This is a genomic window from Nocardia sp. NPDC058518 (genome assembly GCF_042719655.1).
Lineage (GTDB): Bacteria > Actinomycetota > Actinomycetes > Mycobacteriales > Mycobacteriaceae > Nocardia.
Map to the genome: position 1 here is coordinate 873,686 of NZ_JBHXNJ010000001.1, position 17,725 is coordinate 891,410.

Below are 17,725 nucleotides of genomic sequence, written 5' to 3' on the forward strand. Positions count from 1 at the left end.
GCTCGTAAGGGGACGAGTTCGGGGCGTTCGCGATTGGGTAATCGGCCGCGCACAGGCTTGATGCAAGCTAATGGTTGGCATTTCAGAGTCTAGTAGCAACGAAGCAAACCTGGGAATCGGTCAGTTCTGGTGGCTCCGCGTGTGTTTCCGACCCGTGAACAGTTTCGCCTGACGCCGTACATCGGTAGAGGTCGCCGGATGCGCCCAAGCCTTGCGCGACAGCCACAGACGTACAGTCGCAACGGGGTTCGGGCCAAGCGCGACGTGGCGAGGATCCTGCAAACGCAGCTACACTCGATATCGGAAGAGCCGCTGACCGGGAACCTAGCAAGTTAGGTGACCCGTGACTGCTGTGCAGCTCCTCCGTCCATCCTCGACTTTCCCGTCGCCTGGCGTGGTTCACACGCTCCATCACATCGAGCCGTTCAGATGGATGAGGCGCCGGATTCGACTCGCGCTCAGCAATAGCCATCCCGACACGCCACTGACAGAGACGTCTCGGTATGCCGGATGAACACGTGGCCCGGCACCATCGTCCCGACGATCCCTCCAAGGCAAAAATCATCTGCCCGAGCGCGCCACCGGAGCTCAACAGGTCGGCCGCGCTGGCGCTGCTGCGCCTGCTCCTTCACCACTCACAAACTGGCCAATCGCCCGAAGCACCCGACAGCAAGGAGTCCTGATGTCCTCCGATCAGACCGAATGGGCCGTCCTCGACGATCTCCTCGGTTTGGAGAAGGCCAGCACTTTCGACACGAGCCGCGAAGATCTGGCCTTCTACGGACGTTGCTCCACCGAAGACAACCAAGACCCTGAAACCTCGTATCAGTGGCAGCTCGGCAACGCCGAGAAGTTCATCGACGGCACGATCGTCACCAGCTACTTCGATGTCGGACAATCACGCTCGGTCCCTTGGCATCGCCGCACCCACGCGGCCCGACTGCTCGAAGACCTCCGTAACCCGGACCGCGGATGGGCCGGCGTCGTTGTCGGCGAAGGCACCCGCTGCTGGTTCGGTAACCAGTTCAGCCTCGTCGCTCCCCGCATCCACGCCTACGGCGTCTCGATCTGGGTTCCCGAACTCGGTGGACGCTACGACCCCGACAACGTCACCCACTCGATGATGATGAACATGCTGGGCGGGCTCAGCGAGTCCGAACGACAGCACATTCAGCAACGCACCCGCGCCAGCATGGACGCCCAAGTCCTCAACGAAGGCCGCCACGAAGGCGGACGCCCGCCCTACGGTTACCTCGTCGTCGATGGACCGCCGCATCCGAATCCAAATCGGGCCGCGGACAATTTAAAGCTTCGGATATTGTCGATCGACGCGGCTGCGGCGCCAGTCGTGCAGCGCATCTTCCGCGCCTACCTCGATGGTCGCGGCGACAAGGCCATCGCCACCGAACTCAACCGCGACAACATTCCGTGCCCGTCGGCGCATCGACCAGAACAGAACAGGCATCGTTCCGGCGACGGCTGGCAAGCCTCCACCGTGGCCGCGATCCTGCAGAACCCCCGCTACACCGGCTACGCGTTCTTCGGACGTTGGACCAAACACGAAGTTCTTTTGGACCCCGACGACGTCGCGGCGGGGCACATCGTGAGGTTCAAACGCTCACCCGCACACCGCGTCGTCCGCTCGCGGCGACCCGCCCACCCCGCGATCATCTCCGTCCATACGTTCACCCAAGCAACCCTGCTCCGCAAACAACGCTCCGGGGTCAGCAATCGCTCCCGTGCCCACCTCGAGCGAACCAGGCCGATCAACACCGCCAACACCTACCTCTACCGGGGCAGGATCCACTGCGAGATCTGCAACCGGAAAATGCAGGGCGAAATGCTGCGGAACTCGATCTACTACCGGTGCCGCGCACGCACACTCGCACCCGGCAGCTCCGTCCAGGCCGCCCACCCGCCGACAGTCAACCTCCGCGAAGCCGACATCATCGAACCGATCGATGATTGGCTGTCCACGCTATTTCATCCCGAATATCTCGACCGCACCATCGCCGCGCTAGTCGACGCGCAGGAAGACCGCGGAACCGATACACGCCGAGCCGCCCTGCGGGGGCGCATCGAGCAGGCTCAAACCCGTATCGGACGCCACCTCGCCGCGATCGAGGCCGGCGTCGACCCACAAGCCGTCGTCGACGCACTGAACTCGGCCCAAGCAGACAAAGCCGCCGCACAGGTCGAACTGAACAATCTACCCAAGGAGGAAAAGTTCACCGAGACGGAGTTCCGCCAGCTCATCGGATCACTGGGAGACGTCCGCTTGATCCTCGCGGGTGGCAACCCTGAACACAAGCAAGAGCTCTACAACGCGATAGAGCTCCAGGTCCGCTATGCGCACCTGGAGCGTCAAACTACTATTACGGCATCCCTTGTTGGGGATAGCACTGGTGTCCGGAGGGGGACTTGAACCCCCACGCCCTAATACGGGCACTAGCACCTCAAGCTAGCGCGTCTGCCATTCCGCCACCCGGACTTGCTGGTGTGCCAAAAGATTATCCGACGCGCTGTCGGAAACCAAATCGCCTAGATGACCTGCGGTTTTGCGCGAGGTCGGCATGGTGTCGGTCGGTCCGGAGGCGCGCGTGGAGATGCATGCCATGAGGGCCGTCGCGGTGCCGTCCAGCGCCGCGCAAGGTCTGCCAACCGCCGATCCGGTGCCGGACCTGGTCGACGGACTCGGCAGCTCGCACATGCCATCGCTGAGCCAGGTTCGGCCGGATGACGATGAGGAGTGAGTCGAGTCATGTCTATTGCACCGCTGACGGGCTGCCTTGTCTAGACCGCGTATCCATCGCCTCCCCCGGTATCGAAACCCGCCGACCGAGCTAGCCGGAACCGACCGCGACCACCCGAACGCGCTCGACGATCTCGATCCCCGGGGTCGGCGCGATGGCACCCATGCCGTTCACCCGCATTCTCTACCGCGACCGCGACAATGCTGTCGTGATCCGGCGAGTTACACCCATGGTCGCGGCGCTGCCACTGGAGCCGGCGCCGCCGCTGCGCACAAATCCCCCCGTGGCCGGGCCGCCGCAGTCACCAGGGACGTTATCGGCACGCCGCCTCGGGGCACTGTCAACCTCGAATCACGGTTCGAGACGGCGGTGCTGCTGATCGACTTCCCGCAGCAACTCAGATCGCTTGCTGCGCAACCATTCTAGATCCTGTGGCCCGGCCCGGGCTGGCGAATGTTGTGCCCTTCGAACCCCGACTATGCGCCTCGGCTTCAACAATCGGTCCAGCTTTCGCGGCAGGCGGAATCAGCAGGGCAGAATTGAGGGCACCGAGAATGTTGCCAACCGGCATGTCACACCGCATCCGTGCGCGCGAAGCCGACCGTCACTCCGCACACACGACGGACAACTCGCGGAACACGGCAGACAGCGGACTGCCGGGTATCGGTGTGTTGAGCACGGACATTCCGGCCGTCGCCTCGCCGGCGAGCTGAGCCGACCCCGGTAACGCTTCCCATTGCCGTGCACCGGTGGCTCGCCACTCCCCTGTGACCGCCGAACCGTTTCGTTGTAGACGTAGATCGACCGCATCTGCCGACGTCCGTATCACCGCACCGGAATCCGGCTCATTCGCAAAGGGAGTCGTCAGCTTGACGTGTTCGCCGTTGGTGGAGAACTCGAAGGCGATCGCGTCGAACGAGCCGTGGCCGCGTTCGAGACGAACATAGTTGAGCTGATCGACCATGATCAGCAATCCGGCGGCTTGGTAACTTTTCGTCGGATCTACGGTCACACTGGTCTCCAACGCGAAATCGCCCCGCACGGGAATGCTTACGAACGCAGCCGTCACCGAGCCTTGAAAATCGGTTCGCACATCCGAACCAGGAGCACCCACAACGACAAGGCCGTCCCGTGTGTACTCCGGTTCCGTCGGCATGTGAGCGGTTGCGAATTGCGGATACTCCGACCCGTTCGTGAAATCGGCATTCAGTGCGCCGCACGCACTGTTCGCCTGGCCGCCCCCACCCTCAGCCACGAATCTCACGAGTACAACGCCACCGACGACGGCGGCAGATGCGAGGAGCGCTGCAATCACCAACAACCGCGACCGTCGGCGTCGCGGCTCGCTCAGGTGAACCGGTTCGAACGACGCGGCACGAACGAATTCGGGCGTTCGCGCCGGCCGTGCGGATGGTTGGGTTACCTGCCTTTGATGGGGTTCGACGGAGGACGTGTCGGCTCGACTCACATCGTCGGCGCGGTCGCGGAAGGCGTTGGGGACTCGGCCCCGGGTCGGATGCTCGGGGGCCAACGGTGGCGGAGGGACACGTTCGGCCGGCGTCGCGCTCCCGTCCAGCAGCATCGTCAAGCGGTCGAGCAGCCTGTTCACGTCTGAACGAAAGGACTCGTGCGATAGGCGGATGGCGTTGCGCACGGCCAGGGACTCGATGGACGGCGGGAGTTCCGAGCTGCGCGGCATGTCGGCGCCGTCCACGAGCACCGGGATCACGCGGATGCCGCGTGCCAGCGCCGTCGCGATCTCCAATACGACGAAGTCACCAGATCTGTCCAGGCGGCGTTGGCCCTGCTCGTCCACGACCGACACCCAGCGCCGCCCGATCAGCGCGAGGAATACGTCGCTGACGCTGACGGCGTCGACGATCGCCTTCGTGAAGTCGACTCCTATCTCGATCGAGTCGATGTCCATGAACACCCGATCGGCACCGAGTCGGTCAACGAGGCGTTCGCGAAGGTGGCGGGCGGTGCCTTGGGTGTCCTCGCGCCGATAGCTGAGGAATACGCGACCGGAAGCCTGTTGCATGGATGCCACACTCCGCTCCTGTGATGCCGTCCCGCACACCCGAATGTGCTGGCTACGCACCTATTATCGACTACTGAGAGCCGCTGCCGACACATGTCTGCGGTCGAGGTGTCGGGCCGGCTGATTACGTCGACCTCCGACAGGTTCGCGAGGCATCCGGGTTGGACCTCATGTGCGGCGGCTCGGCGGAATGACGCCCTGGGAACACAACGATTGGCTCAACCCTGATGCAGCCGCCGCTAAATTCAGACTTACGGGACATCCATTATGGCCAACGGGGAGAGTCACCCTTCCATCGCGCGTGAGATCGGCACCGCGACGTCCGGGTCGGCGAGATAATCTTCGATCGCATGGGGGCCAGTCGGGTTGTGGGTCCGTTCATCGGCAAGTTGCCCGGCGAAGGACTCGTCGAATGCTCCCGCCAACGGGTGGACGAGGGCAACGATGTCCAGCACGTCGTAGGCGTTCAGCCACGCAGCTGAGCGCGTCGGGACGTTCGCCGGGACACCGGGTCGCCGCCCAGCGACCTTGCCAAGGAGGTTCTTCTGCACAATCGGGAACCCCAACGGGCTGCCGGCGGTCACCAACTGCCTGACCTTGTACGTCGCCGGGAGCCGGGTGAGCAGATCGTAGGCGACGATGCTGCCCAGACTGTGCCCGACGATCACGACATCACCGCCGGACCCCACTTTCGCCCGCAGGTCCCGCTCGATGAGGGCGAGGACCTGCTCTCGCATCTCCGCCATTTCCAGGTAGTAGGCGACATCGTCGAGGAAGCGTTCGATGATCAGAGCGGGCGCCCCGGTCTTGCGACTCAGGAATTGCAGAGCGCCACGCACGACCGGCAGCTTGAGCGCATCTCCGAACCCGAGCTCCTGCGCCACGTCGCGTTCGGTGAGCCCGACCCCGGGATCGGTGTAGCCGAGTTCCTTGACCGGGTCATAGTTGATCGCACCCGCGGCATCCAGAAGCAGAGCCACCTTCGTTTGCACCAGCTTCGCCTCGTCGGCGTCGGCAGCCGTGTCGAGCATTTCGAGCTCCGGCCGCCGGCCACCACCGGCCTCGAAATCCTTGATGGCGTCAGCGAAGACATTGCCGTAGAACGGAAACACCACGTGCGATTCGTCGACCAGGCCACGTCCAGCCGCGATCAATCCCTTGGCCAGTCCCCCGACCCATTTCCGCTTCATACTCAGCACGTAGGCCGCGAGCCGGTCAGGATCGCGAGCGACCTCGTCGTCACTCTCCTGGCTGCGACCATGGATGAACAGCAGCGTTGTCGACATGAACCTGCTCCTAGTCTTGTTGCAGAACCTTGGTGAGCAGTGCGGCCTGGTCTGTCGACAGGTTCAGCGTTTCCAGGCGAGCGACGATGCTCGATACACGTATGCCCGCGTTGGCAATCCAGTGGCGCAGGTGATCGGGTGTCTGTCGTGTGACGAGGTTGCCGTTGACGTCGAGCTGCCTGCCCTGAGAGTCCTGTGCCTGTTCGGCTCGATAGTGCAGCCCGACCAGCTCCCACTCGTCGTTGAACACCGGTGAACCCGACGACCCTGGCATTGTGTCGGTTTGATAGATCAGCCGTGTCGGGTCCACCTTCAGCAACAGGTTCTGCCGGAACGCCAATTTGCGCGAATTCCCGCCCGGATGTTGGACGATGTTGAGAGGTTGGCCCTGGAGGATCTTCCCGATGGCCGGGTTCAATCGGATCCGGCCGAATCTGGACGCCGCCGCTTTTCCGTTGGGTAGTGCGGACACTGCCACCAGCGCGAAGTCGAGTTCCCGGTCTCCGGTGACGAATAACCGGTCCGGGTCCAACGTCAAGCTCACCGAGGAGCGGATCTGGCCGGCTTCGTTCTCCTCGAATCGGAAGACCGCGCGGACCCGAGGATCTTGTGCCGATTCCAACGTCGGGAACACGTGCCAGTTGGTGAGCAGCAGCTCGTCCGACACCAGGAAGCCGGTCGCCGGCCCGCGGGGTGTCTTGATCAGCGCGACGGAATCCGCGGCCGCGGCTGCCCGCTTGAGCCACAAGCCGGGCACCATGTCGTCATTGCCCATCGCCTGCTCGAGCTCGCCGTCGATCACCACGTGATCGGCGTTGTCCGGGATGTCGATGCCGCGAAGATTCGCTGCCGCCAGCTTGCGGCTGACCGGCTCGGACCGCCAGGCCTGAGCGGGGTCAGCCAGCACCGAGGCAATGTGTTCGACGTTGCCTGCAGTCACGATCGGCCCGCCGTCTGTCGGTACCAGTGGGTCGACCCGTTCGATCGAGCTGATGTCGCCAGACGCGCGACGTCCATCGTCCATATCGCACCGCCCCCGTACCTCGTTCGGCCACGGAAAACACAACGATATTGCACTCTATGCCCCGCAGGACCACGGTCCTGCACACCGCTACGCAATCGTGACGGCTGGAACCTCATGACCCGGCATCCCGGACGCAGGCGACAGGTTGCGGAGATTTGAGGTAGTGCCCTACTCGTGTCCCGCCCAGCTGAGAGCGGGAGGATCGTGGGACATGATCACCTGGTAGTAAAGCTGTTCCGGTTGCGGACCGGGATGCCGTAACGAGACCTGCCGAAATTCGGTCCGTGGCATACGGTTTGGAAGCGGCATCGCCGCCGGCCCAAGTGTCAAAGTCAGCTCCCGCCTCGATGAAGGCGTCCGGGCAGCGTTCTTCGCACCTGATCTTCAGTTACGTGGCGAAGTCAGAGTTGACGATGAGCATCCGGTCAACACCGGTCCGCTGGCCGCGGCGAGCTTGCAGAACAACCGCTTTGCGATTGCATGGCGCGGCGGCGATAGCGATGCAATTCCGTTGTCTGCAAAATAATTTCGGGCGCGCTGCCAGAACGCGACCGCTGTTTCCTTGCGTTCGTCGCCCAGGATTTCACTGTAGGCGGCGAGGCTGGAATGGTCGTCGACGGCGTTGTGTAGGTAGCTGGAGCCGACGTGGCTGTTGCGGTCGAGCCGTTGCCGGCGGTGCGAGTGCGGTGCAGTTGCCCGGCCCAACTCCGACAACGGCGCATTACGGTGGGACACGAAGACCTCCGATTGGTGAATGCGTTCATAGACAGCTCGCAGTTCACTCGGAGGTCTTCGCCATGTTCAACTCGCCACGCCGTCACCAACGTCCGTGGTCAGTACACCTAGGCTGCATCTACACCATCGTTGGCGGAGGCTCAGGCGGCGGGACGCCGGATGGCGTTTTCAGACGCCCTCTTACATACATGTCGAATTCGGGCGACAGGACCATCAATCCGTCGTACTGGCGTGTGCTGCGATAATCCGCCAGCCGTGCATATCGTCGTGCAACCAGGAACGCGTGTAACGCATCCTGGCTCCGAAAGGCTCGCCGTTGACGGTCCCCTCGACGGTCCCGAGAAACCAGGTCACCCCGGCACGCCCGTCGGTGAGTACGCTCAGCTCTTCCTCGACCATGGCCGTCACCACCTGCGTCCGGGTGCGGTGAAGCTCCAGGTCATCGGTCTTGGTGTAGACGTCTGCGCCGAAGGTGAAGATCAACCGGTCATCCAGCAGACGATCCAGCGCCTGCACATCCCCAGCAAGTTGGGCGGCCTGCAGCCGCCGCTCAGCGTCCCGCAAATTCTCCATGCGCCTCACCCTGCCAGCCGATGTCGCACTCACGCCACGATGTTCGCGTTCGGCTGAGACTGTCAGACAGCGTATCGGCACGGGCCCTACCACGGGAACCGACCGCGTCAGGCCCTCCCCCACCGCATACGTCAACCCACCACCAACGACGTCTGCTGGGCCAATTGGTGTGCGTAGTGGTCGAATCGCCCTCCGGACGCAACGCTTTGCAATGCACTGCAGGGATTCGTCGGGTCGTCGGTGCTGTCCGTGTGCTGCGCGGTCATTTCGGGGTCACCGGGGCATAGAATCGGCTATTCGGTCGATCCACATTTCGGAGGACGGTAACCAGGAAGGTGACCAATGTCCGTTTCTCGGAACGTTCTGGTGTTCGTCTGCACACTGGGTCTGCTGGCGGCGGCCTGTTCATCGAACGAGACTGCGCAGGATTCCCGATCGGCCTCGGGCGCGCCCTCGACGTTTACCAGTGAAGACCCGGTGCAAGCCGAGGCCATCATGAAGATCGTCGACGATTACATGGCGGAGGCGCACCTGAAGTCGGTGATCGTGCGCGTGACGGTCGACGGGAAAGAGATCGTCACCGCGGCCAGGGGCGAGTCCATGACGGGTGTGCCCGCCACCGCCGCGATGCATTTCCGCAACGGTGCAGTCGCGATCTCCTACGTGTCGACCTTGCTGTTGATCCTGGCCGACGAGCGGAAACTGAGCCTCGACGACAAGCTCTCGAAATACCTGCCCGACATTCCCAACGCGGACCGGGTGAATCTTCACCAGCTCGCGCAGATGACCTCGGGCTATCACGATTTCGTGCTCGGGAACACGAAATTCGCGGAGATCGCCTACGCGGATCCGTACAAGGCGTGGACCACCCAGGAACAACTCGCTCTCGCGATCGACGACCCCCTGTGGTTCGAGCCCGGAACCAACTGGGCCTATGCGCACACCAACTACGTGCTCCTCGGGTTGGCGCTGGAGAAGGTCACGGGAAAGTCGCTCGCGGATGCCCTGCAGGAGAAGGTTCTCGGCCCGCTCGACCTGAAGAACACCGTGCCGAACCTCACGCCCTACATCCCCGAGCCGGTCCTGCACTCCTTCACCTCGGAACGACGCGAGTACTTCGCATTGGCGCCCGACGTTCCGTTCTACGAGGAATCGACCTACTGGAATCCGTCGTGGACGCTCAGCCACGGCGCTATCCAGACGAGCAACATCTACGACCTGGAGCGAAGTGCCGTCGCCGTCGGCAGCGGCGAATTGCTGTCCGAGGAGTCGTACCGGGCGATGACGACGACGGACCTGCGAGGTAAGTCGACAGCAGTCCCGGGTTGCGTCAACTGCCGGCCGCTCGACGATTTCCAGACCTATGGTCTCGGCCTGTGGCTCACCGGCGACTGGTCCTACCAGAACCCACTGTTCTATGGCGGCGCCGCGGTGAACGCCTACCTGCCGTCGAAGAAGATCGCGATCGCGGTCGCCGTCACCTACCTGCCCGAAGCGTTCAGCTCTACGGGCGGTTACTCGAACGGCGGTGACGCGCTGTTCCGCAAGATCGGTGCGCACCTCGCCCCGGACGACGCCCCGCCGGTCAAGAAGGATGTTCCGCCACAGGGCGGGTCATAGCCGATGGCCGACTGGGACGGCGCAGGCTACGCCCACATCAGTGGACTCCAGCGCACGATGGCGACCGACGCTGTGGAGTCCGTCTCGCTCGCGGGTGCCGAGCACGTCCTCGACGTGGGTTGTGGCGACGGCTATGTGACTCGCCTGATCGCGGCGCGGGTGCCCGGTGGTTCCGTGCTCGGCATCGACCCGTCGCCGCGGATGATCGAGGCCGCCCGCACGGCCGACGACCAGCTCACGAACGTCGACTTCGGCGTCGGCGATGTCACGACCATGACCTTCCCCCGCGACTTCGACCTCGTTGTCTCGTTCAACGCACTGCACTGGGTGCTCGACCAGGCGGCCGCCTACCGGCACATCGCCGCGGCACTCGCACCCAGCGGACGGGTGCTCGTGCAGTACGTCTGCGACGGGCCACGCCCGAGCATCGAGAACGTCGCGATGTCAGTCACCGGCGATGCGCGCTGGTCGACAGCGTTCGCCGGGTTCGCGCGCCCCTACGTGCATGTCGACCCCGGCGCGTTGACCTCGATCGCGGCGATCGCCGACCTCGAGGTCACCGCGCTCTCCGTGACCGACCGGGAATGGGATTTCGGCTCACGCGAGGCCTTCGCCCAATGGTGCACGGTCGGGTTCGCGGACTGGACAGCCCGCATTCCCGCCGCCGACATCCCCGTCTTCGTGGACGAAGTCGTCGACCGCTACGAAGCCGTCGTCGGCCGACCAGGACTATTCCGATTCCTGCAGTTACGGGCCGAGCTGTCGAGGCGGACCGCCTTCCTGGAACCCAGGTAGAGGAGGCACTGTTCTGACCGGCGTGGTGTACGACGATGCCACCCAGTGGCCCAGCGGATTCACACGTCCTCCTCGGAGGCTCGGTGGCGGTCACCGGAGCGACCTTCGACAATTCCACGCCTACTACAAGATTCGACATGCGACCTGGTGATCGCCGCACAGCTGCACTGACCAGCGAAATAATCGCGTTCGGGATCGCCGAACGTGGTTGCTCGATAGGGTCGGCGGAGAGATCGAGCTGGAGGTGAACGTGGGAGTCAAACAGCGGGCCGCGGTGCAGATGAGTGCGGACGAGATCGCGCAGTTCCTCGACCGCAGCAGGGTGCTCACCTTGGCCACCCTCGATGTCGAGGGGAAACCGCACCTGACAGCGATGTGGTTCGGGCACATCGACGGCAAGATCTACTTCGAGACCAAGGCGAAGTCGCAGAAGGCGACCAACCTGCGCCGCAACCCGACCCTCACCTGCATGGCCGAGGCGGGCGACACCTACGACCAGTTGCGCGGCGTTTCGATCGAAGGAACAGCCCATCTGATCGAAGACCCCGCGGACGAGGAGTACTGGAACGCCGGAATCGACGTCTTCCGCCGCTACGTCGGCCCATACACCGAGCAGGCTCGTCCGCTGGTCGAGTCCATGATGCACAATCGCATCGTCGTTCGGGTCGAGCCGACGCGGATCCGCTCGTGGGACCATCGCAAACTCGGACTGCCCGCCATGCCGCTCGGCGGCAGTACAGCGGACGTTCAACCCTGATCAGCGTTCATCGGGTCGGCCGAGGCGGCCAACGCGTCGTACCGGATTCCTCAACGCCACCGCCGTACAGCCGCGTGCTCGCATCGCGATCGACGTACTGAACGCGACCTGTGCCCGCGCACGTCGGCGCGCGGTCGACAGTTGCGCGCGACGCTCTCCGCTGGGAAACCGCGAAGCGGTGCGCGAATTCCTGCGAATCGTCGGGAAGGGTTGTTTTGCGAAAAGGCCTGGTGCTGAGCACTATTGAGCTCTTCCGGGTCCGCTGTCATCCGGCGGGTGGATGGTGTGCGTCCGTTGAGAGTTCTTGGGAAGGTCCGGTTTCTGCATCGGTCCAGGTACTGACAGGTTCACGATCCGACCCGCACCAGCTCAACGCCCAAGGCCGCGCGCTTCCCGACCGCACCGGCCAACGTGCCCTCGACAGCGTGCTGGGTGCAGCTGCGGCATGATCTGTCGCGCTGCCGCTTGTGAGCCCAAAGTGGGTGCGCGGCAGGCGGGTTCGGGTTGCGCCCGTTATGGGGCGGGCGTGTTGCCCCGACCCAGTGGTAGTGCGACGCGCAAGGCTCGAATTTCGTCGACCAGATCGGCATAGCCTTCCTGGACTTGAGCAAAGCGCAGGGCGGCGTGGTGCTGGTGTTCAGCGCTCTTGGTGTGGCGCAGTGTCCATTGAACATGCGTGTAGGTGTCTGCGACGTGGCTGATCACCTCGCCGAGGGAATGGGTGTGGCGGCGGCCCGCGGTCGGGCGGGGAAGGTGGCAGGCCGACCACTCGTCGATCAGGCCGATGATGGTGTTGATTCGGCCGCGGGTGGTGGTGGCATCGAAGTCGGCCGGCCGACGGGTGATCGACACCGATGCGGTGAACAGGGTCGCATGCAGATCCGCCAGCTCGCGCGCCCACTCGATCAACGGGGAACCGCCCTGGAGGTTCCCGGCGACGGCGAGCAGGAGCTGGCGAGCTTCGAGTAATCCTTCTGCGGTCCGTGCCCGCACGTCGGCCACAGCGCGGTTGTCAGGCTTCGCGGTGGAGACGACTGCGTGCGTCACTGCAACACACACCCGGTTCACCGGCCTCTGTCCATATCCCGATGGCCACGTCTCGGCGTCGTGGTAGTCATGGTCCGATTACATCGCCGAACATTCTCTGCGACAATGACATTCGACAGGGCATGTGGTCGGAATCGCTATGCGAGGATGACATCGACCTGAGACGGTAAGGATACGCACCCACATTGCTATGCGGTCGCGAGGCGGTGTCGAGTCATCGGTTGCGGAGCGCTCCGGTCGGTGCGGACTGTCCGCCGGCTCGCATGGCAAACTTCCCGGACATCGGATCGCGAGGACGCGAGGGTCGCGGCGTGCACCAGCTGCCCCAGTCGGTCGCCGACTCTCCGGCTGTCGACCTGGCCGGTCATCTCCAGCGAAGCTGTCGCGAAGGAGACCGCATCGTCGATCTGGCCGAGGCGGAAGGTGCCCGTGGCGATAGTGATGTTGTCGAACAGAATGCTGCGGGCCGGCCGTCTCGGTGTGGACGCGGCCAACGAGGCTCGGGCGGCGTCGACGGCTTCGGATGTGTAGTGTTCAGCGGTCTGTCCGCGGGCTGTCAGGGCGTACTCGTTGTAGATCACCGATTGCATACCGGTGAACTCTCCGGGGGTGAAGAACACCCGGGTCCACGGGTCGACGGGGTCGGCGACCATCGCCATCTCCTCTTCGGCACGCGAGAGCGCGGTCCGCATCCGGCCGACGTCGCCCATCATGGCATGCGCCCATGCCTCATTGGCATACAAGCGCGCGGATTCCCCACCGCCGGTGGCGTCTTGGGCGGGCAGCTGCCCGAGTTGAAACATTCGCAGGGCAACGCGTGGGTCGCGCTCGGTCAAGCTGATCCGTCCCAGAACGTAGAGCGTCGACGCCACCAGACTGTCCGCACCCGCCCGCCGCGCGGACACCAAAGCCATGGTGGCGTATTGGCGGGCGCGATGTTGATCACCGATGTCGTGGTAGGCCCATCCGATCAGACGGGCCAGGTCGGCGGTGGCGACCAGCAGTGAGTGCGCGAGAGCCGTGTGCCCGCGGTACTGGGCCAGCAGCGCGGTCGTCGATTTCAGGAGATCAACAGCCGTGCAGGCGACCGAGCCGCCACCGTGTCGCTGGTCGAGTTCACGTAATCCCGTGGTGGCGCTGCGCACGGTATCGAGATCGAGTTGCCCTGTGTGGCTGTATCTCGGAAACATCGAGAGACGGCAGCCAGGGCGTGAGGATGTCAGCAGAACCGACAACGGCGGTCGCGAGAGCCTCCAGCAAAGTCGCGTGCGCGCCGGGACGTGTACCGGTACGGGGGCTTTCGGGCGACCATGACACCGCGTCACGAACCAACCCGGTATTCGGTTCTGCGGATGACAGTCCGGAGTCGACCTCGGGAACGGGTGCGCCGAGCACAGCCAGCAGGGCACGGTAGGACTTGCTCGGCCTGCGGACCTCGCCGAGCTCCCAGCGCGCGACGTGGCGTTCCGAACACGCGACATTGATGCTGTCCCGGCGGGCTCGATCGTTGATCAGCTCGGCGAAATCCCCACGGCTGAGCCCTAATCGAGCGCGGCGATAGGTCCGAAGTCGCTGCCCCCAGCTGTTCGCGGCCCCGGTATCGGGATCGGTGCGCAGGGTTTCGGGGTCGGTGACGTCCATGAGTGGGCCCCACTCTTCTTGCGCCGCAGGGTATGTCACAGTGCGGACTCACCCTCAGACTTGTTCGCCAAATAATCGTGGTTGATAATCTAACCTGATAATCAGGATTGCGAAACTGGCGGCATCCGCCGCTCAGCATCCCGATACGGTGGGATCCATGGCACGAACCGCACGAAAAGTGCTGCTAGGTCGAGAGATCGACGCGCTCCTGCGCCGGAATCGAACCACCCAGGCCGACGCGGGGAAGATGATCGGGGTCAGCCAGTCCCGCATCGCGGCGGTGATCAGCGGCACCGGTAACCTGAGCGCTCAGGCGCTCGACGAGTTGGTCAGAACGCTGGGCGTCACCGACGACAGCTACATCGGGATCCTGCTCGATCTACGCGAAGACAGCCACCGCCGCGGATTCTGGAACTCCGGTTACCGCCGCGCCTACATCGAGGAACTGCGACTGCTCGTCGATCTCGAGGATGTGGCGGATCGCCTACGCGAGACCGGTGCCGAGATAGTTCCCGGCCTGCTACAGCACGAGAACTACATCCGCGCGCTGCACGAACCCCTGCAACCCGACCCCGACGATCCGGACGCGGTCACCGTCGATGACTACGTGCAAGCCCGAATCGCGCGTCAGCGAATCCTTCTCAAGCGGGGAGCACCCGAGTTCCACGCCATCCTGTCCGAGTCCTGCCTGCGTCGCACCTACGGTGGGGACGCGGTGATGCTCGACCAGATCACTCATCTCCTCGAGCTGTCGGGCCGCCCCAACATCCAGATCCAGGTCATGCCCTTCACCCACCAAGCACCCGGCGCGGGCATGGAGGACCGCTACATCCTGGTTCGCGTGCCCTCCCCTGGGGCCGCGGGCGATCTCGAGATGGCCGTCATCGAAGCCCAGGGCGAGATCCGCTACATCGATGACAAACCCGCTGTCGGGATCCGCGACAAGATCTTCAACCGTCTGACGATGACCGCATTGAGCCCCCACGACTCCCGTCAGTTCATGGAGCACCTCGTCCGCGGCCTCCGCAGCCGACCGACCATCCAGCGATAGACCGGCGCCACCGCAACCGGATAGGAAACACCATGTCCTACAGTGACTTCGAGCCCCGCCAGATCGACACCAACAAGCCCAGCTCCGCACGCATCTATCACCACATGGTGACCGGCGAGGTGATCTTCGAATCGGATCTGCCGTTCATCCAGCGGCTCTACACCGATATCCCCTTCTACCCGATGTGGGCCCAGCACAATCGCCGGTTTCTGGCACGCGCCGTTCGCTACATGTCCGGCACCGGAATTCGCCAGTTCCTCGATATCGGGTCAGGCCTGCCGACCGGCGGCAACACCCACGAAGTCGCTCGTGAGCTCGCGCCCGACACCCGCGTCGTGTACGTCGACAACGACGAAGAAGCAATCAACCGCGCCCGCGACCTGCTGCGTGACCAAGGCATCGGCGACACTGCGGCGATGGTCGACGCAGATCTGCGCGAGCCGGTACGCATCCTCGCCCACCCCGACACCCAACGCCTGATCGACTTCACCGAACCCGTTGGGCTGCTGCTGGTTTCGGTGCTGCCATGGGTCACCGATGCCAGCGAACCCGGCAAGCTCGTCGCGCAACTGCGCGACGCACTCGCGCCCGGAAGCCACATCGCGATGACACACGTGTCCCTCGAAGACGCGGGCCCGAAGATCAAAGCACAGGTTGCCGCCGGCGCTGCCGTCTTCACCGATGCCAGCACACCGGTCACGCTGCGCACCCGCCGGCAGTTCGAGACCTTCTTCGACGGGTGGACCATCGCCGACCCGGGCATCACCTACGCCACGGACTGGCGACCCGACCAGCCGATCGACCACGACGACTACGCCCGCCCATGCAATTTCGCCGCGGTCGGCAGCCTCCCCTAGCGCGCACCCGCGCTGTCGGCACCGCCGCCGACAGCGCTGTTCGAAAGGATCCACCATGGCGTTGCCGACACCGACCGCCCACCACTTCCGCAAGGCGGCCGCCAGTTCCCCGCAACAGGCGTGCGTGATGGTCTACCGAGACAACCACCGCACCCTCATCTGGGACGACAAACTCGGGGACCCCCTCGACACTGCGGCACAACCTGTCCCACTCGACGAATGTCTGAGCCTCGACCACCGCCAGTTCGAAGGCCTCCAACAGGCGATCCGGGCAGGCCGACCCGTCCGGGGAGCTCTGATAATCGATCGAAGGCCCGACGGCCTCTATGAATTCAGCGCCGCGCCGGAATGCAGAGCCTCAGCCGGGACCGCCAGGCTCGCCTTCGATCACCTCGAATACACCGCGTTCGTCCACGCGGTGCGCCACCGCGAGTTCGAACGATCAGCCTTCTTCTCGCCCACCGCGTGACCGACTCGGCCGTGAGCCACCAGCCGGGTGATGGACAGGTGCGCCTCGGGCTGGTCCTGCGGCGGAGGACCCCCGCTCCTGATCACTCGCGGCTCAAATGGTCGTCGCTGGTGCGCGCAAGGTTTCGATGGTTTCGCGCAGTGCCTCGCCGGTAGGGGTGGGTTCGATCCCGAACGCGGCGGTAGCGGCGGACGAGTCGAGCACGAAAGGCGACCGCAGCTGATATTGGACCTCGAGCGCTTCTCTGGCAACGGAGTTGAAGAGCCCGGCAGAACGCATCACGAAACCGGGCATCTCCGACACCCTGGCGGGCGATGCACCCGCGAGATCGGCGGTGAGGCTTGCCAACTCGCGAACCGATAGCGGCGGCGGCGTCGGTACGTGCCATGGTCGGCCCCACGCATGTTCGTCGGCGGCAACGGCGACAAGGGTACGAGCCACGTCACCGACGTAGGTCCAGCTGTGCGGCGCGTCCAGATCGGCTGGTATCCAAGCCCGTCGGCCGGCGAGCACGTTCGGCAACACCATGGCAGTAGCCACCGAAACCGCGCCCGCACCTAGATAGTCCGAGCCGCGGACCTCAGCGGTGTGGATGCGCCCGGCTTCGTGTGCGGCCAGTGCGGCGGTCCACAGTTCAGCCCGCACCCGGCCCTTCACCGAGTTGGGGCGCAACGGGGACTGTTCGGTCATCGGCGTGTCGACCCGGCCGTAGACGTAGAGATTGCCCGTGGTGACGAGCACTGCACCGCTGGACTCCGCGGCTTGTACGAGCGCGGCGCCGAGCGGCGGCCAGTCGGTAGACCACCGGTGATAGGCCGGACCCGCGCAGCAGTACAGCGCGACGGCACCTTCGGCGTGCCGGGCCAGCGTGTCGAAATCAGTCGCATCGGCGGCGACGCGCTCGATCAGGTCGTGCTCCGGTCCCCCGCCGCCGCGGGTCACCAGACGCACTCGTCGGCCCGCGTCGGCGAGCAATCGGGCAGTGGCTCGGCCGACTGGGCCGGCTCCGACGATGACGTGAAGGGTCATGGGTCGCACTCTCTCCGAGAACAGTGTTAACGAATATAAACACCGTA

At 64.4% G+C, this 17,725-nt stretch carries 18 protein-coding genes and 1 tRNA gene; 9 read left to right on the forward strand and 10 right to left on the reverse strand.

Annotated features, from left to right (window positions below; all coding sequences use genetic code 11):
- The first annotated feature begins 503 nt into the window (after positions 1 to 503).
- Both ACFWPX_RS03765 and ACFWPX_RS03770 read left to right on the forward strand, forming a co-directional pair.
- The gene (locus ACFWPX_RS03765; protein WP_378925735.1) at positions 504 to 683 is read left to right on the forward strand and encodes a hypothetical protein; all 180 of its coding nucleotides are present in this window, start codon (positions 504 to 506) and stop codon (positions 681 to 683) included.
- Entirely contained in the window at positions 683 to 2,425 is a 1,743-nt protein-coding gene (locus ACFWPX_RS03770; protein WP_378925737.1) for a recombinase family protein, read from the forward strand. The genes ACFWPX_RS03765 and ACFWPX_RS03770 overlap by 1 nt, the downstream gene beginning before the upstream one ends.
- Here ACFWPX_RS03770 and ACFWPX_RS03775 read toward each other — a convergent pair.
- Positions 2,404 to 2,491, reverse strand: a tRNA-Leu gene (locus ACFWPX_RS03775). The two genes, ACFWPX_RS03770 and ACFWPX_RS03775, sit on opposite strands and share 22 nt — an antisense overlap.
- A 115-nt stretch (positions 2,492 to 2,606) precedes the next feature.
- Between ACFWPX_RS03775 and ACFWPX_RS03780 the strand changes: the two genes are divergently transcribed.
- Entirely contained in the window at positions 2,607 to 2,753 is a 147-nt protein-coding gene (locus ACFWPX_RS03780; RefSeq protein WP_378925739.1) for a hypothetical protein, read from the forward strand.
- Positions 2,754 to 3,357: 604 nt separating this feature from the next.
- Here ACFWPX_RS03780 and ACFWPX_RS03785 read toward each other — a convergent pair.
- The 5 genes from ACFWPX_RS03785 to ACFWPX_RS03805 form a co-directional block, all read right to left on the reverse strand.
- A complete protein-coding gene (locus ACFWPX_RS03785; protein WP_378925741.1) occupies positions 3,358 to 4,794 on the reverse strand; it encodes a TIR domain-containing protein in 1,437 nt (478 codons plus the stop codon).
- Between the two features lie 284 nt (positions 4,795 to 5,078).
- The gene (locus ACFWPX_RS03790; protein WP_378925743.1) at positions 5,079 to 6,080 is read right to left on the reverse strand and encodes a hypothetical protein; all 1,002 of its coding nucleotides are present in this window, start codon (positions 6,078 to 6,080) and stop codon (positions 5,079 to 5,081) included.
- Positions 6,081 to 6,090: 10 nt separating this feature from the next.
- Entirely contained in the window at positions 6,091 to 7,104 is a 1,014-nt protein-coding gene (locus tag ACFWPX_RS03795) for a trypsin-like serine peptidase (RefSeq protein WP_378925745.1), read from the reverse strand.
- 384 nt (positions 7,105 to 7,488) lie between these two features.
- Complete coding sequence (locus ACFWPX_RS03800) at positions 7,489 to 7,839, reverse strand: hypothetical protein (RefSeq protein ID WP_378925747.1); 351 nt, start codon at positions 7,837 to 7,839, stop codon at positions 7,489 to 7,491.
- Between the two features lie 213 nt (positions 7,840 to 8,052).
- Positions 8,053 to 8,412 carry a nuclear transport factor 2 family protein gene (locus tag ACFWPX_RS03805; RefSeq protein WP_378914145.1) on the reverse strand — a complete coding sequence of 120 codons (360 nt, stop codon included), beginning with the start codon at positions 8,410 to 8,412 and terminating at the stop codon, positions 8,053 to 8,055.
- A 342-nt stretch (positions 8,413 to 8,754) separates the two neighbouring features.
- On the opposite strand from ACFWPX_RS03805, the gene ACFWPX_RS03810 reads away from it, so the two are divergent.
- The 3 genes from ACFWPX_RS03810 (at position 8,755) to ACFWPX_RS03820 (ending at position 11,584) form a co-directional block, all read left to right on the forward strand.
- Positions 8,755 to 10,032, forward strand: a complete 1,278-nt coding sequence (locus tag ACFWPX_RS03810; RefSeq protein WP_378925749.1) for a serine hydrolase domain-containing protein — start codon at positions 8,755 to 8,757, stop codon at positions 10,030 to 10,032.
- Positions 10,033 to 10,035: 3 nt separating this feature from the next.
- On the forward strand, positions 10,036 to 10,827 hold the full coding sequence (locus ACFWPX_RS03815) for a class I SAM-dependent methyltransferase (RefSeq protein WP_378925751.1): 792 nt from the start codon (positions 10,036 to 10,038) through the stop codon (positions 10,825 to 10,827).
- A gap of 250 nt (positions 10,828 to 11,077) precedes the next feature.
- Positions 11,078 to 11,584 carry a pyridoxamine 5'-phosphate oxidase family protein gene (locus ACFWPX_RS03820; RefSeq protein ID WP_378925753.1) on the forward strand — a complete coding sequence of 169 codons (507 nt, stop codon included), beginning with the start codon at positions 11,078 to 11,080 and terminating at the stop codon, positions 11,582 to 11,584.
- A gap of 513 nt (positions 11,585 to 12,097) precedes the next feature.
- Here ACFWPX_RS03820 and ACFWPX_RS03825 read toward each other — a convergent pair.
- The 3 genes from ACFWPX_RS03825 to ACFWPX_RS03835 all read right to left on the reverse strand — a co-directional run bounded on the left by ACFWPX_RS03825 (position 12,098) and on the right by ACFWPX_RS03835 (position 14,311).
- The gene (locus ACFWPX_RS03825; RefSeq protein WP_378925755.1) at positions 12,098 to 12,631 is read right to left on the reverse strand and encodes a hypothetical protein; all 534 of its coding nucleotides are present in this window, start codon (positions 12,629 to 12,631) and stop codon (positions 12,098 to 12,100) included.
- 188 nt (positions 12,632 to 12,819) lie between these two features.
- On the reverse strand, positions 12,820 to 13,821 hold the full coding sequence (locus ACFWPX_RS03830; RefSeq protein WP_378925756.1) for a hypothetical protein: 1,002 nt from the start codon (positions 13,819 to 13,821) through the stop codon (positions 12,820 to 12,822).
- Entirely contained in the window at positions 13,748 to 14,311 is a 564-nt protein-coding gene (locus ACFWPX_RS03835; RefSeq protein ID WP_378925758.1) for a helix-turn-helix domain-containing protein, read from the reverse strand. The genes ACFWPX_RS03830 and ACFWPX_RS03835 overlap by 74 nt, the downstream gene beginning before the upstream one ends.
- A gap of 118 nt (positions 14,312 to 14,429) precedes the next feature.
- Here ACFWPX_RS03835 and ACFWPX_RS03840 point away from each other — a divergent pair, with 118 nt between their 5' ends.
- Genes ACFWPX_RS03840 through ACFWPX_RS03850 form a run of 3 tightly spaced genes read left to right on the forward strand, consistent with a single transcriptional unit; the run spans position 14,430 to position 16,649 of the window.
- Positions 14,430 to 15,323, forward strand: coding sequence for a helix-turn-helix domain-containing protein (locus ACFWPX_RS03840; RefSeq protein ID WP_378925761.1), 894 nt, complete (start codon positions 14,430 to 14,432; stop codon positions 15,321 to 15,323).
- A 32-nt stretch (positions 15,324 to 15,355) separates the two neighbouring features.
- Entirely contained in the window at positions 15,356 to 16,180 is an 825-nt protein-coding gene (locus ACFWPX_RS03845; RefSeq protein WP_378925763.1) for an SAM-dependent methyltransferase, read from the forward strand.
- Positions 16,181 to 16,235: 55 nt separating this feature from the next.
- Positions 16,236 to 16,649 carry a hypothetical protein gene (locus ACFWPX_RS03850; protein ID WP_378925765.1) on the forward strand — a complete coding sequence of 138 codons (414 nt, stop codon included), beginning with the start codon at positions 16,236 to 16,238 and terminating at the stop codon, positions 16,647 to 16,649.
- Between the two features lie 93 nt (positions 16,650 to 16,742).
- On the opposite strand, the gene ACFWPX_RS03855 is transcribed toward ACFWPX_RS03850, so the two are convergent.
- Positions 16,743 to 17,678 carry an NAD-dependent epimerase/dehydratase family protein gene (locus tag ACFWPX_RS03855; RefSeq protein ID WP_378925769.1) on the reverse strand — a complete coding sequence of 312 codons (936 nt, stop codon included), beginning with the start codon at positions 17,676 to 17,678 and terminating at the stop codon, positions 16,743 to 16,745.
- Positions 17,679 to 17,725 lie beyond the last annotated feature (47 nt).